Genomic DNA, 14203 nt, shown 5'->3' with positions numbered 1-14203 from the left:
GGTGGCCGCGCCGCGCCCCGGACTACGCGGGGGTCGCCCGGGCGACCTATTCCCCGGCCGGCTCCTCCCCGGGGGGGGGGGGGGGGGGGCCCCCGGGGGGGGGGGGGGGGCCCCCCCCCCCCCCCCGACCCGCGAGGTCAGCGTGAACGGCGTCGTGCGGTCTGCCGGCAGCTCCGCGCGGTGCGTCATCGTGACCGGCATCCACCGACCATCCGTGCCCTCGGCCTCCCATCGAAGGGACGATGACGATGCCGCAGTCACCACGAGTGTCACGCTGATGTCGGTGACACCTCGAGGCGCCCCGAACCGCCATCCCACCCATTCCCCGGGGCGCAGCATGACGCCGGCGCCACCCGACGGCGAACCGTCGTCGAAGATCCGCTCGGGAGCGACCGTCTCGGGCGAGGCGATGAGGTGACCGGGACCGGACGTCAGGTCTGCCCGCCAGACCGCGACGTCGCCGGTGGAAGGTCCCTGTTCGAGCGCGGTGGCCGGGTCGACCCCGAACTCCAGCTCCAGCACGGCGTCGCCGACGAGTGCGTCGATCGGCAGCTCCGCCGCCGGCAGCGGCACCCCGTCGAGGCGAGCCCGCTGCAGGATGCGCGCCGACGGCTCACTCCGCACCGACCGGATGCGCAGCGAGGAGCCGTCGCCCCGATCCACACAGACGTCGTCGAAGAGAGGCGACCCGATCCGCAGCCGGCCCGAGGCGAGTTCCAGGGGATAGAGCCCGAGCGCGGCCCACAGCCACCAGGCGCTCATCTCGCCGTTGTCCTCATCGCCCGGGAACCCCTGGCCGATGTGCGCGCCGGCGAACAGGCGTCCGGCGAGGTCGTGCACGATGTCGGCGGACTTCCACGGGTGGTCGCTGAACGCGTACATGAACGGGATGTGGTGTGCGGGCTGGTTCGAGATCGCGCACATCCCCGACCGGAGCGCCCTCGCCTCGCGCTGCTCGTGGATGACGGTGCCGTACGCGCCGCCGAACCGTTCGTCTGCGGTCTCCGCTTCCGCGAACAGGGCGTCGAGGTGGCGTCCGAGACCGGCGGGACCTCCGTAGAGGTCGGCAAGGCCCGCGCCGTCGTGCACGGCGCCGACCGACATGCCCCAGGCGTTGGTCTCGACGTTGTCGCCGCCCCAGGACCGCGGATCGAATGCGCTGGCGGCAAAGGCGCCCTCACAGTCCCTGCCGCGGAAGAACCCGGTGTCGTGGTCGAACAGCGCGCGGTACGACCGGGCGCGATTCTCGAAGTATCGGGCGAAGGATCGATAGCGCGCGGCAGCGGATTCGGTCTCGCATGCGGAATCGGATGCGACCTCTCGGGCGAGCTGCGCCGCGAGCCTCCCGAGCGCGGCATCGCTCACCGCGTTCTCGATGCTCCAGCTCATGCCCTCGGGCACGTTCGAGGAGATGTATCCGGTGAACCGGCCCCTCGCGATGCCCTTGCGGCCGCGGCGCGCATCCGGCCCCGGCTCGCACGCGTTCCGCCATCCGCTCTCGAACGCGGTGACGCGGTCGAAGTCCACGCCCCAGCGTGCGGCGTCGGCGAAGATCTGGTCGCTCGAGGTGCCGACCATGCTGTCGACGTATCCGGGTGCGCTCCATCGCGCCATCCAGCCTCCGCGGCGATACTGCTCGAGCTGCCCGTCGAGGAGCCGCCCGGCGAGGGCGGGATCGAGCAGGGCGAGAGCCGGCCACTCGGTGCGGTACGTGTCCCAGTATCCGTTGTTCACGACGAGTTCGCCGTCGACGGCCGGTGCGACTCCGCTCTCGTCGTGTGACTCTCGCGCGGCGAACACATCGGCGAATCGCCAGACGGGTGCCTCCGCGGTCCCGGCGTTCTCGGCCGCGCTGTTGGGGTACAGGTTCATCCGGTGAAGCGCGGCGGCGATCCGAGACCGATTCTCCTCGTCGGCGAGCGCGCGGTAGGGGGCGTCGGCTTCGGGTAACGGGGGGATCGTCACCCGCGACAGCAGGCGATTCCAGGATGCGGCGGCCGCGCCCCGCAGCTCCTCATAGGGGATGGTCGCCCGAGCCTCGGAGTCGAGACTGTGCCGTGCCTGCTCCACCGAGAGGAAGGAGATGCCGATCCGTACCTCGAGCGCCCCGCGTCCGCCGATGTAGCCGGCGACCCTGCCCCGCCCGTCGTCGTCGAGTGGTCCACGCTCGTCGGTTTCGACGCCGTGCGGGGTCCGCAATACGGATCCGGCGAAGAAGCAGCGCGGCGCATTGCCCCAATCCTCGGGCCCTTCCGGGATCCACCCTTCGAATCCTCCCGCATCCGTCCAGACGAGGCGCCCGTCATCCGAGAGCTGATCGATGACGAACCCGACCGGGGCATCGGCGTCCACGCCGCGCACGCGGAACGCGGCCGTGTGCGACGTCGCCGTCATCTCCACGCGCAGACCGTCGCCGAGCTCGGCCGCGTACTCGTGGGGACGGGCGCGTTCGGAGCCGGGGGTGATCCAACGCCGGCGGCCGGCGCGATGCGAGGTGGGCTCGCCGAGGTACGGCATCAGCTGCAGCACCGAGCGATCGCCGATCCACGGGCTCGGTTGATGGGAGAACTGCAGTGCTTCGAGCCGTCGCCCCTGCGCGTCGTCGTGCAGGAACGGACGGTAGGGCCACCGGGCGTCTTCCGCGTCGGTCGCCGGGGTGACGAACGTGAATCCGTGCGGTATCGCCACCGCCGGGATGGTGTTGCCGCGCGAGAACCGTGGACCGGAATGGGTCCCGCGCCGGGTGTCGACCCGTTCGACGGGAGCGAGGTCGGCGGAGGGAGCCCGCTCCTCGACCACGACCTGCACGAACCCGGCGCACCGCGTGGGCAGGTCCGCGCCGTCGGGGAGGGATGCGGTGCCGGGGAGGGACGCGGTGCCGAGCACGATCTCGACGGTGCCGCTGCGGCGTGCAAACGGGGCGAGGGAGACGGTGTCGGCGTTCCACTGCTCGGGCAGGCTCCACCGGGCATCGAACTGGGCGTGCGCCGTGATCGGGAAGTCGTAGCGGTCCCGCACGGCCGAGATGTCACTCAGCCGCGTGCCATCGGGGAAGCGCACATCCACCGTCACGGCGAGCGCCGCGTGCGGAGCCAGCGTCGCCGAGGGGCCGTCGGCATAGAACGCCCAGTGCAGCACGGTGTCGGGGGAGATCTCGAGGTCGGCGAACCCCGGCACATCGATCCGCTGCTCGCCGGCCGCCGGATCGAACGCGAAGGCGTGCACCGCGCCGGGCAGCACGCCCGCACGAGGACGGGAGGAGGGAGGATCTGCCGGCCCGTCCGCCGGCGTCAGATGCGCGGCGCTCACCCCTTGATCGCGCCCTCCTGCACGCCCTTGAAGAAGAACCGCTGCGTGAACGAGAACATGATGACGATCGGCACGAGCGCGATCATGGTGCCGGCGGCGATCAGGCGCGGGTCGACCGAGAAGCTGCTGTTCAGGTATGCCATGCCGACCGTCAGGGTGTACTTCGACGGATCCGAGAGCACGATGAGCGGCCACAGGTAGTCGTCCCAGGCGCCGATGAACGCGAAGATCGCGACCACCGAGACCATGCCGCGGATGTTCGGCCACACGATGTGCCGGATGCGCTGCCAGGTCGTCGCGCCGTCGACCGTCGCGGCATCCAGCACGTCCTTGGGGATCATGCGGCACGCCGTGGCGATCAGGAGCACGTTCATCGCGCTGATCGCACCGGGAAGGAAGACGCCCCAGAGGGTGTCGGCCAGCCCCAGAGCGCGGATCGTGAGGAAGTTGCTGGTGACCGTCACTTCACCGGGGAAGAGCAGCGTCGACAGCAGGATCGCCATGACGATCCACTTGCCGCGGAACCTCATGCATCCCAGCGCGTAGCCGGCGAACGTGGCCAGGACCACGTTGCTGACGACGGTGCCGACCGAGACGAGCAGGGAGTGCCAGGCGTAGAGGTACACCGGCACGATGTCGGCGACCCTGCTGTAGTTCTGCAGCGTCGGCTCGCGCGGGATGAGCTCGGGCGGGAACGAGTAGATGTTCTCCTGCGGACCCTTGAACGACGTCGACAGCTGCCAGATGAACGGCCCGATGACGAGCACGAGCACGAAGAGGAGGAGGGCGTATCGACCGATCAGCCCGCCGAGGGTCGGCTTGCTGAAGTCGCCGGAGCCGCGGCGGCGGAACATGCGCTCCCGGGGCGGTGCCGACAGCTCCTCGGAGGGTCGGGCGTCGTCGGTCGAACGGGGCGGCGTGAGTGTGCTCATGCGGAGACCTTCGCCTTCTTCTCGCGATTCATGACGGCTATCGCGACGAGGGGGATGAGGGTGAGCAGGAACAGCGCCACGCTGATGGCGGAGGCGTATCCGATGTTCCCGTTGAGGCCGGAGCCGACCTGGCGGATGAGCATCACGAGCGACATGTCGTATCCGCCCGGGCCGCCCGTGCTCTTGGAGAGCACATCGAGCTCGGCGAACACCCTCATGGCGGACACGGCGATGAGCACCGAGATGAGGAGCATCGCGCCGCGGACCGAGGGGATCGTCACCGACAGGAAGCGACGGAAGGAACCGGCGCCGTCGAGCATCGCCGCCTCGTGCAGCTCCTTGCCGACGTTCCCGAGGGCCGCGAGATACACCACCATGTAGTAGCCCAGGCCCTTCCAGACCGTGAGCAGGATGGCGCAGCCGAGCAGCAGCCAGCGGTCGACGAGGAACGCCATCGGTTTGTCGACCAGCCCGAGGAACTCGAGCGTCTGGTTGATGATGCCCCGGCTGTCGAACAGCCAGGTCCAGATGAGGGCGACCACGACCACCGAGGCGATCACGGGGAAATAGAACGTGGTGCGGAAGAACGAGATGCCAGGCAGCTTCTTCTGCACGAGGAGGGCGAGCAGCAGCGGCAGGATCGTCAGCAGGGGCACGCACACCACCACGTAGATGAGACACGTGGTGAGGGCGTTCCAGAACATCTCATCGCCGAACATGCGCTCGTAGTTCGCGCCGCCGACGAACTCAGGCGTCCGCAGGGGCTTGGCGTCGGTGAAGCTGAGGAAGACCGTGTTCAGGAACGGCCAGAGCGCGAACACCAGCACCCAGGCGACGGCGGGCCCGAGGAGCAGCCAGGGTGTGAACCACCGGTGGGATCTCATCGTGGTCTTCCTGCCGGCCGGGCTGCCGGTGCTCGCACGCATGGCTTACTTGTCCACGCGGTTGGCGTTGGCGTACTCGACGATCTTGTCGAGCTGCGTCTTCGCGTCCGCCTCGCCGTTGACCGCGAGGGCGATCTGCTGGGTCATGTAGGTGGCCATGTCGGACGTCCACTGGAAGGGCAGCGCCTTGGCGTCCTTCATCGCGCCGAACACCGTGTCGATCGCCGACAGCTGCTTCTGGTCGGTGACCGTGGCGGCGATGTTGTCGACGACCTCGTCGCCACCCTCGGCCGTGCCGGGGGCGGTGCCGACGGCGAGGGACGAGAACGCCACCTGGTTCTCCTGGTTCGTCGCGAACTCCGCGAAGGCGAGCGCAGCTTCCTTGTTGTCGGAGTCGGCCGAGACGTTGAGACCCTGCACGTACAGCGGTGCGACACCGAGTCGCGGGGTCGCCACCGTGTTCTCGAGCAGCGCCGGTGCGTCCTTCTGCAGGTCGGTCGTGAAACCGGTGCCGCCGGTGGTGAAGGCGACCTTCTCCTGGATGTACGCCTCCGCGTTTCCCCCGTAGTCGCCGGTCAGCGCCTCGGCCGGCATCGCACCCGCGGCATACGCGTCGGCATACTTCTCGATGATCGCCGCGGCCTCGTCGGTGTTGAAGTCGAACTCGCCCTCGTCGTTGATGACCTCCATGCCGGCGGCCGTGAACGTGTCGAGGGCCGGGATCGAGGAGAGGAGCTGCACCTTGCCGTTGGACTCGGTGGCCACGTCCTTCGCAAGCGTGAGGAGCTCGTCGACCGTGGTCGGCAGGTTCTCCTCGGTGACGCCGAAGGGCGCGAGCTGTGCGAGGTTCCACCAGGAGGCGTCGCTGGAGAGGTACCAGGGCAGCCCGAAGGTGCCTTCGGTGCCCGGGTACTGGCTGTAGGCCTCCCAGGCGCCCGTGTTGTAGGCGGACTTCAGATCGGGGTCGGCGGTCTCGAGGTCGACCAGCTTGCCCGCCGCGACCAGCGGGTACGCGATGTCGGGCGGCAGGTTGAGCACGTCGGGCAGGGTGTCGGCGTTCGCCTGGCTCAGGATCTTCTCCTGGTAGCCGTCTCCCGGCTGGTCGAGCCACTCGACCGTGACGTCGGGGTGTTCCTTCTCGAACGCGTCGATGAGGTCTTCGAAGTACGGGGTGAACTTCTCGTTCTTGAGCGACCACGTCTGGAACTGGATGGTGCCGCTCAGGTCGCCCGAGGTGTCGATGGGGCCCGCGTCACCGGCGGTGGCGCCACCCCCGGTGCAACTCGTCAGCGCCAGAACGCCGATGCTGAATCCTGCCAGGGCGGCAATGCGTGTCCGAATCTTCATCGTGCTTCTTCCTCGAGGCGGGCGATTCTGCCTTCCGTCCATCAAAATGGCACTGGAACGCTTTAGCAGATGAAACCATCCGATTCCGCGCCTGTCAAGGCCCGCACGCGTGGGCCTTGCGGTGAACGAGGAAGATGGGTGCGCCTTGTTGCTCAAGCGTTATAGTGGTGCGAACTCCGCCCTCCTCGAAGGGCACGTCCGAAAGGTCTGACACATGACGCAGCGCGGCGCCCTCGATGCTCCTCTGAGGTTCGGGGCGAACTACACGCCGTCCAAGGACTGGATGCACTCCTGGCTCGACTTCACTCCCGACGACGTGCGCCGTGACTTCGCCGCACTGGCCGAGCTCGGGCTCGATCACGTCAGGGTCTTCCCGCTGTGGACCGTGCTGCAGCCGAACCGCACACTCATCCGGCAGAAGGCGATCGACGACGTGCGCGCCGTGGTCGACATCGCCGGCGAGTTCGGCATGGATGCCGGGATCGACGTGGTCCAGGGCCACCTCTCGAGCTTCGACTTCGTCCCGTCGTGGCTGTACACGTGGCACGACAAGAACATGTTCACCGATCCCCGCGCTCTCGAGGGTCAGGTCGCACTCGTCGATCGGCTCGGAAGGTCGCTGGGGGATGCGCCGAACTTCCTCGGTCTGACGCTCGGCAACGAGACGAACCAGTTCTCCGCGCACACGCATCCGTCGCCGTGGCCGGTCACGCAGGACGAGGCCGGTGGCTGGATCTCGACTCTGCTGGCGGCGGCGGAGGCTGCGGCGCCGGGGCTCCCGCACGTCCACAGCGAATACGACGCCGTCTGGTACATGGACGGCCACGGCTTCACTCCGGCGCATGCGTCGCGGCTGGGGGCCATGACCACGATCCACTCCTGGATCTTCAACGGCACCGCCCAGCGCTACGGCGGTCGCTCCGTCGCGTCCGACCGTCATGCCGAGTACCTGATCGAGCTCTCCCGCGCCTTCGCGACCGACCCCGACCGGGTGGTGTGGCTGCAGGAGGTGGGTGCTCCGTCGAACTGCCTCACCGACGACGAGATGCCGGGCTTCCTGGAGGCGACCGTGCGCTCGGCGGCGCGCACCGAGAACCTCTGGGGCATCACCTGGTGGTGCTCGCACGACGTGAGCCGCGACCTCGGCGACTTCCCCGAGCTGGAGTACTCGCTCGGTCTGGTCAGGCAGGACGGTGCGGCGAAGCCCATCGGTCGCCGCCTTGCCGAACTCATCCCCGAACTGCGCCGGCGGGCCGCGCCGCCCGTGCGGGACACGGCGATCGTGGTGGACGTCGACGACCGCGAGGTGCCGGTGAGTCGAGCGGCGCTGAGCCCGGGCGGTGCGGTGTTCCAGGCCTGGGTGGATGCCTGTGCCGCGGGCCTCGATCCGGCACTGGTCACGTCGCGCGACGCGCTCGACACCGCAGCGCTCGACGCGCGAGGCATCCGTCGTCTCATCCGTCCCGACCTGTCGGCCGGCGTCGTCGACCCCTACGGCTCGGTCAACACCGTCGTCCAGGGCTGACGGCTGCTCAGGCCGTGCGCGCAGGTGGAGCCGTGCTCTCGCGCGCGGTGAGCACGGGCGTCGGGCCCTCGACGCTCGGCAGGTTCACTCCCGCTTCGATCTGCTGCAGCAGGAGGGTGGCGGCGCGCTCGCCGAGCTCGAAGGTGTCGCGCGTCATCGCCGTGATCGACGGGTTGATGAGACCGGCGATGACCGAGTCGTCGAACGAGGCGAGGGAGACGTCGCGCGGAACGGCGCGGCCCATCTCCTGTGCGACGCGGAGACCTGCGACCGCCATCACGTCGTTGTCGTAGACGATCGCGGTCGGATGCTGCCGGCCCGACAGCAGCGCCCGCGTCACGGCGGAGGCGCGCGCGGGCGAGAAGTCCGTGGTGATGATCTCGCCCTCGAGGCCATCGGCGGCCATGCGCTCGAGCACCTCGGCGCGCAGTCGCGTGTGCTCGAGCTCGGCGGGGCCGGCGACATAGGCGATTCGGGCGTGCCCGAGGGCGGCGAGGTAGGAGAAGAGGGTCTCGGCGACCGTGTCGTCGCCGATCCAGACGCTCGGCACCGAGCCTTCCGGGGCGGGTTCCGAGCCGATCATCACGGCCCGTGCGTCGAGAGCTTCGATACGCCCGACGCGGGGGTCGCCGTCGCGGGGGTCGATGAAGATGAAGCCGTCGACCTGGTTGGAGGAGCGCCACTGCCGGTGCACCTCCATCTCCTCCGCGATGTCGGCGACCAGCCGCAGCTGCAGGCTCACCTTGCTCTCCGACAGTCGTGACTCGATACCGGCGATGAGGTCGGTGAAGAAGGCCTCGGAGCCGAGCGAGCGGGCGGGTCGGGCGAGCGCGAAGCCGACCGTGTTGGCGCGCGCCCCGACCAGCGCGCGCGCTGCGGAGCTCGGCTGCCAGCCGTTCTCCTCGACGATCGTGAGGATGCGCCGTCTGGTCTCGTCGCTCACGCCGGGGCGGCCGTTCAGTGCGAAGGACACGGCACCGGGGGAGACTCCCGCCATGCGCGCGATGTCGGCGATGGTGACGCGTTTCGCCGGAGTCATAGTCCCTCACAATACTTGATCGATTTAGTCTCGCGGAAGAAGTGACGATGCGCTTGAAGCGGTCGGTCGCGCGGGCGCGATCCTGGGGTTCGGCGGCAAACGCGAACCGGATCTCTCATATCGAAATACCGATGCTCTACCCTTGCCCCTCCGCGGGCGGCGCGACAACCCTGGCTCTGGCCCCCGCTTTGCAAGGAGATACATGAGCGCCCTACACGACCCTGCACAGGCCGAGTTCCCCCCATGCGGGCAGCTGGCGCACGGCGGCGTGGCCGCCCGGCGAGTCACCTACACCGGCCCCCTATTCATGTGATGGTCAGGAAAACGGGTCTTGGAATCTGGGTATTCCTCGCGATCAGCGGGGTCGGGGTCGGATGCTTCAGTGCTTTCGACAACTTCTATTTCCACGATCGTGGATACGCCGTCGTCGCAATCGGTGCCCTGACCGCGACCTTCAATATCAGCGTCGCCGTGGCAGAGCTTCCATCGGCCATGATCTTCGACCGCAGATCGCACTGGGCCGCGATTCAGATGGGCAACGGTCTCCGCTTCGTTGGTCTCGTTCTCTTCTTCTTAGCCTTCGGGGTCTGGTCTGATTTCGCTGCCGAAGCCATCGCCGGAATCGGCGCAGCGGCCATGAGTGGGACCTCGATCGCATTCATCTTGAACAGGATCGGTGATGTGGGTGCCCATGATCGTCGCAAGATCATCGGTCTCGTTGCGGTTCTCGGGTCGGCGGCCTCGCTCCTCGGCGGTGGGATCGGCCTCCTCGGCTTCCTCAGGGAGCCGCGACTCATCTGGGGCTTGGGTGCCCTGTTCATGGGTATCGCGGGACTCTGCTTCTTCTTCTGGCGTCCGAAGGATCGAACGTCAAGTCGGCGACAGCTCGAGCCGCTGCGGTCCTATCTGATCGGGCTGGGCACAATCGCCAGACATCCGCGCGCGTGGCTCTCGATTGCGGCGGATGCTGCGCTCGTCGCGCCTTTTCTTCTCTGGCAACTTCGCCTGGGGAGCACCGGTATCTTCGCGGTCCTTGCGGGGTTTGCGGTGATGAAGATCGCCGGCGTCCTGGGCGGGCAACTGGTCGGGAACCGTCGGATCGATCGCAAGTTCTTCTACGTGCTCGTCGCGGTGAACATTGCCGCCATCTTCGGTTTCGCCGGTTTCGCTCCTGTCGTGCTCATCGTTCTCTGCTTCGGGATTCATGTCCTCCTTCACATTGCGATCAGCGTGTACTGTCAGGCCGAATTTCAGGCGGTCGTGGCCGACGACCAGCGCGCGGGCGCCACCTCGGTCGTTTCGCTTCTCAGCTCCTTCACCGCCGGCGCCGCGGCGATCCTCGTCGGCATCCTGGCGGACTCAGCGAATCCGATCGTCGCCGTCCTCCCGAGCGTGGTCCTCTACGTGATCGTCGCGCTCGTCACTATGACGGAACGGTCCTGAGGGGCCGCCGAGGAAGGAACCGATCTCCATCTCGCGGAAGAAGTGACGATGCGTTTAGACTTGGCTACTAGATCGTTTTAGTAAATCCGATAGCATCAACACGGCGTCGCCCGTCGCGCCGCGGACCAGCACTCACCGTCGAGCCCGGAGATTCCCATGCATGACGACACCTCGCTCACCGTCGGCCGCGTCAAGCGGGTCCTCGAGGAGCGCATCCGCCCGGCGATCCACTCGGCGTCCGTGCCGCTGGACGTCGCGATCCACGAACTGCCCGGCGAGCCGATCCCGCCCGCCGAGGGACTCGCCCTCGCCTTCGAGCCCGGCGTCGTCGGCGCACCATGGGGTCCCGCCTGGGGCACCACCTGGTTCAAGCTCACCGGACGCGTCCCGGCCGAGTGGGCGGGGCGTCGCGTGGAAGCGCTCATCGACCTCGGCTTCGACGTGAACATGACCGGCTTCCAGTGCGAGGCCCTGGCCTACCGACCGAACGCCGCGGGGTCCGACCCGATCCCGGTGAAGAGCATCAACCCGCGCAACCAGTGGGTGCCGATCACCGAGACGGCCGAGGGCGACGAGCCGGTCGAGCTGTACCTCGAGGCCGCATCCAACCCGGTGCTCCTGGACTACCACCCCTTCCTCCCGACGCAGGAGGGCGACATCCTCACCTCCTCTAAGGAGCCGCTGTACCGCGCGCGGCGGATGGACCTGGCCGTGTTCGAGCAGGAGGTCTTCGACCTGTCGCTCGACCTCGAGGTGCTGTTCGAGCTGCAGGCCGAGCTGCCGGCGACCTCGCCGCGGCGCATGCGCATCCTGCAGGCCATGGATGACGCGCTCGATGTGCTGGATCTGCAGCACATCGTGGAGACCGCCCCCGACGCCCGCGCCCGTCTCGCCGATGTGCTGGCCGCGCCCGCCGAAGCCAGCGCTCACCGCATCTCGGCCGTCGGTCACGCGCACATCGACTCGGCCTGGCTGTGGCCCGTACGCGAGACGATCCGCAAGGTCGCGCGCACCACCTCCTCGATGACGACGCTCATCGAGGAGCAGCCAGAGTTCCAGTACGGAATGTCCAGCGCACAGCAGTACGCCTGGATCAAGGAGCACCGCCCCGAGGTGTGGGAGCGGGTCAAGGCCGCCGTCGCCGCGGGGCGCTTCCTGCCGCTGGGCGGCATGTGGGTCGAGTCCGACACCGTGATGCCGACGGGCGAGTCGCTCGTGCGGCAGTTCTCGCACGGGCAACGGTTCTTCGAGCAGGAGTTCGGCATCCGGTCGAAGGGCGTGTGGCTGCCGGACAGCTTCGGGTACTCGCCCGCCCTGCCGCAGCTGATGCGCCGTGCCGGGTTCGAGTGGTTCTTCACGCAGAAGATCTCGTGGAATCAGCAGAACGTCTTCCCGCACCACTCGTTCCTCTGGGAGGGCATCGACGGCTCGCAGGTGTTCACGCACTTCCCGTCGATGGACACCTACAACTCGCAGCTGAGCGGCATGGAGGTCGCGAAGGCCTCCCGTCAGTTCAAGGAGAACCGGCTCAGCTCGCGGTCGATCGCTCCGGTCGGCTGGGGCGACGGCGGCGGCGGGACGACTCGTGAGATGACCGGCAAGGCTGAGCGTCTGCGAGATCTCGAGGGCAGCGCGCAGGTCGTGTGGGAGCATCCGGACGTCTTCTTCGATGCCGCAAAGGCCGAGCTGCCGCATCCGGCCGTCTGGGTCGGCGAGCTGTACCTCGAGCTGCACCGGGGAACCCTCACCAGCCAGCACGCCACGAAGGCGCTGCACCGCTGGGCCGAGCACGCGCTGATCGAGGCGGAGCTGTGGGCCGCCACGGATGCCGTGCGCACCGGTGCCGCGTACCCGCAGGCCGAGTTCGACCGCCTGTGGCAGGCCGTGCTGCTGCACGAGTTCCACGACATCCTGCCGGGCACCTCGATCGCTTGGGTGCACCGCGAGGCCGTCGCCGTGCTGTCGGACGTGCTCTCGGACGCCCAAGACATCGCGGATGCCGCCCGCCGTTCGCTCGCGGGCGAGGGCGACCGGGAACTGCAGTTCGAGCCGACGTCGGTCGGTCGCGGACGCGCCCTCGGGGCGACCTTCGTGGCTGAGCCCACGGCGGCGCCGGTGTCGCTCACGGAGGAAGACGGTGGCTGGCGGCTCGAGAACGAGCTCGTCTCGGTGCTCGTGTCGGCCGAGGGGCTGATCGTCTCGGCAGTCGACAAGGCCACCGGGCGCGAGGCGGTGGCTGCGGGCAAGGCGGCGAACCTGTTCCAGCTGCACCAGGACTTCCCCAACATGTGGGATGCGTGGGACATCGACCGGTACTACCGCAACAGCGTCGACGACCTCACCGCCGTCACGTCGATCGAGGCATCGGTGGTCGGTCGGGCCGCGAAGATCGTGGTCGTCCGCCCGTTCTCGGAGTCGACCATCGAGCAGACCATCATCCTGCCGCCGGACTCCCGGACCGTGCTGCTGCGCAACGAGATCGACTGGCACGAGACCGAGAAGCTGCTCAAGCTCGCCTTCCCGCTCGACATCCAGGCCGCGCACACCGAGGCCGAGACGCAGTTCGGCTACCAGTCACGGGTCACGCACACGAACACCAGCTGGGAGGCGGCGAAGTTCGAGACCTCGATGCACCGGTTCGTGCTGGTGCGCGAGCAGGACTTCGGCGTCGCCCTCGTGAACGACTCGATCTACGGCTACGACACGTCGCGCGAGGTGTCGGACGACGCCGTGACGACGACCGTGCGACTGTCGCTGCTGCGGGCGCCGCGGTTCCCCGATCCCGACACCGACCACGGTCACCACGAGATCGAGGTGGGCTTCGTGATCGGTGCGGACGCCGCGATCGCGACGGCCGAGGGTATTCGGATCAACGCGCTGCCGAGCGTCGTGCGCGGTGCGCGCGAGGTCGAGCCGCTGGTGTCGGTGCAAGGCGAGGGCATCGTGGTGTCGGCGGTCAAGCTCGCCGACGACGGGTCCGGCGACGTGATCGTGCGCGTGTACGAGGCGCTCGGGCGACGTGCGACCGGCGAGCTCTCGGTCGGGTTCGAGCACCGCGAGGTGCGCGAGGTGAGCCTGATCGAAGACGACATCGACGACGCGCGGACCGGTGGAGGACTGCAGCTGCGTCCGTTCGAGGTGCGGACGCTGCGCATCCTGCGCTGAGCAAGGGCGTGTGATCAGGCGGAAGCGCGGGATCAGGCGGAACGCCCGCGGAAGTGCCTGATCTCGCGTGTGTGCCTGATCTCGCGTGCGTGCTCGCCTGCCCGTCTGTTGTGGCGGACGCCCGCGTGCGCGACGATGGCGGGATGGTGAGCATCGACGACGTGCGGGCGATCGCCCTCGCCCTCCCGGGCGCCGAGGAAGCGGTGAGCGGTCACACCGGCGAGGCGGCGTGGCGGATGAAGAGCGGGCAGTTCGCGTGGCTCCGTGGCCCGAGCGCGACCGACCTGCGGCAGCTCGCGGAACTCGGGCGGGAATGGCCGGCGGGAACGGTGCTCGCGGTGCGCGTCGCCGACCTCGAGGAGAAGGAGGCGCTGCTCGCCGCAGAACCCGACGTGCTCTTCGCCATCCCGCACTTCGACGGCTACCCCGGGCTGCTCGTGCGTCTGGACGTCATCGACCGCGAACGGCTGACGGAGATCGTCACGGATGCGTGGCTGGTGCGCGCGCCCGCCCGCGTCGCGAAGGAGTGGCTCGCGGAGCGAGGACTGGACTGAGACGG

At 68.6% G+C, this 14203-nt stretch carries 9 protein-coding genes; 4 read left to right on the top strand and 5 right to left on the bottom strand.

Annotated elements, in window-relative coordinates:
- The 4 genes from ACFC14_RS04150 to ACFC14_RS04135 form a co-directional block, all read right to left on the bottom strand.
- A partial coding sequence (locus ACFC14_RS04150; RefSeq protein WP_376101352.1) for a GH92 family glycosyl hydrolase occupies window positions 1–3309 on the bottom strand: 3309 nt, incomplete at its 3' end.
- On the bottom strand, window positions 3306–4241 hold the full coding sequence (locus tag ACFC14_RS04145) for a carbohydrate ABC transporter permease (RefSeq protein ID WP_376101351.1): 936 nt from the start codon (window positions 4239–4241) through the stop codon (window positions 3306–3308). The genes ACFC14_RS04150 and ACFC14_RS04145, both read right to left, overlap by 4 nt.
- Window positions 4238–5125, bottom strand: coding sequence for a carbohydrate ABC transporter permease (locus tag ACFC14_RS04140; protein ID WP_036302982.1), 888 nt, complete (start codon window positions 5123–5125; stop codon window positions 4238–4240). Before ACFC14_RS04140 ends, ACFC14_RS04145 begins: the two co-directional genes overlap by 4 nt.
- Before the next feature lie 45 nt (window positions 5126–5170).
- On the bottom strand, window positions 5171–6472 hold the full coding sequence (locus tag ACFC14_RS04135) for an ABC transporter substrate-binding protein (RefSeq protein ID WP_376101350.1): 1302 nt from the start codon (window positions 6470–6472) through the stop codon (window positions 5171–5173).
- A 214-nt stretch (window positions 6473–6686) separates the two neighbouring features.
- Here ACFC14_RS04135 and ACFC14_RS04130 point away from each other — a divergent pair, with 214 nt between their 5' ends.
- Window positions 6687–7997, top strand: a complete 1311-nt coding sequence (locus ACFC14_RS04130; protein ID WP_376101349.1) for a glycosyl hydrolase — start codon at window positions 6687–6689, stop codon at window positions 7995–7997.
- A 7-nt stretch (window positions 7998–8004) separates the two neighbouring features.
- Here ACFC14_RS04130 and ACFC14_RS04125 read toward each other — a convergent pair whose 3' ends face one another.
- Entirely contained in the window at window positions 8005–9036 is a 1032-nt protein-coding gene (locus tag ACFC14_RS04125; RefSeq protein ID WP_376101348.1) for a LacI family DNA-binding transcriptional regulator, read from the bottom strand.
- A 312-nt stretch (window positions 9037–9348) separates the two neighbouring features.
- Here ACFC14_RS04125 and ACFC14_RS04120 point away from each other — a divergent pair, with 312 nt between their 5' ends.
- The 3 genes from ACFC14_RS04120 to ACFC14_RS04110 all read left to right on the top strand — a co-directional run bounded on the left by ACFC14_RS04120 (window position 9349) and on the right by ACFC14_RS04110 (window position 14198).
- The gene (locus tag ACFC14_RS04120) at window positions 9349–10479 is read left to right on the top strand and encodes an MFS transporter (RefSeq protein WP_376101347.1); all 1131 of its coding nucleotides are present in this window, start codon (window positions 9349–9351) and stop codon (window positions 10477–10479) included.
- Between the two features lie 156 nt (window positions 10480–10635).
- Window positions 10636–13644: an alpha-mannosidase gene (locus ACFC14_RS04115; protein WP_376101346.1), complete on the top strand. Its 3009-nt coding sequence runs from the start codon at window positions 10636–10638 to the stop codon at window positions 13642–13644.
- Between the two features lie 143 nt (window positions 13645–13787).
- Window positions 13788–14198: an MmcQ/YjbR family DNA-binding protein gene (locus tag ACFC14_RS04110; protein WP_376101345.1), complete on the top strand. Its 411-nt coding sequence runs from the start codon at window positions 13788–13790 to the stop codon at window positions 14196–14198.
- The last annotated feature ends 5 nt before the right edge of the window (window positions 14199–14203 follow it).

The organism is Microbacterium sp. NPDC055988, from assembly GCF_042269505.1.
Classification (GTDB): Bacteria; Actinomycetota; Actinomycetes; order Actinomycetales; family Microbacteriaceae; genus Microbacterium.
This window is presented reverse-complemented; position numbering and strand designations above follow the sequence as displayed.

Excerpts from the sequence above, each read along its gene's own strand:
- ACFC14_RS04145 (WP_376101351.1), bottom strand. The coding sequence starts at position 4,241 with ATGAGCACACTCACGCCGCCCCGTTCGACCGACGACGCCCGACCCTCC.
- ACFC14_RS04140 (WP_036302982.1), bottom strand. The coding sequence starts at position 5,125 with ATGAGATCCCACCGGTGGTTCACACCCTGGCTGCTCCTCGGGCCCGCC.
- ACFC14_RS04135 (WP_376101350.1), bottom strand. The coding sequence starts at position 6,472 with ATGAAGATTCGGACACGCATTGCCGCCCTGGCAGGATTCAGCATCGGC.
- ACFC14_RS04130 (WP_376101349.1), top strand. The coding sequence starts at position 6,687 with ATGACGCAGCGCGGCGCCCTCGATGCTCCTCTGAGGTTCGGGGCGAAC.
- ACFC14_RS04125 (WP_376101348.1), bottom strand. The coding sequence starts at position 9,036 with ATGACTCCGGCGAAACGCGTCACCATCGCCGACATCGCGCGCATGGCG.
- ACFC14_RS04120 (WP_376101347.1), top strand. The coding sequence starts at position 9,349 with ATGGTCAGGAAAACGGGTCTTGGAATCTGGGTATTCCTCGCGATCAGC.
- ACFC14_RS04115 (WP_376101346.1), top strand. The coding sequence starts at position 10,636 with ATGCATGACGACACCTCGCTCACCGTCGGCCGCGTCAAGCGGGTCCTC.
- ACFC14_RS04110 (WP_376101345.1), top strand. The coding sequence starts at position 13,788 with ATGGTGAGCATCGACGACGTGCGGGCGATCGCCCTCGCCCTCCCGGGC.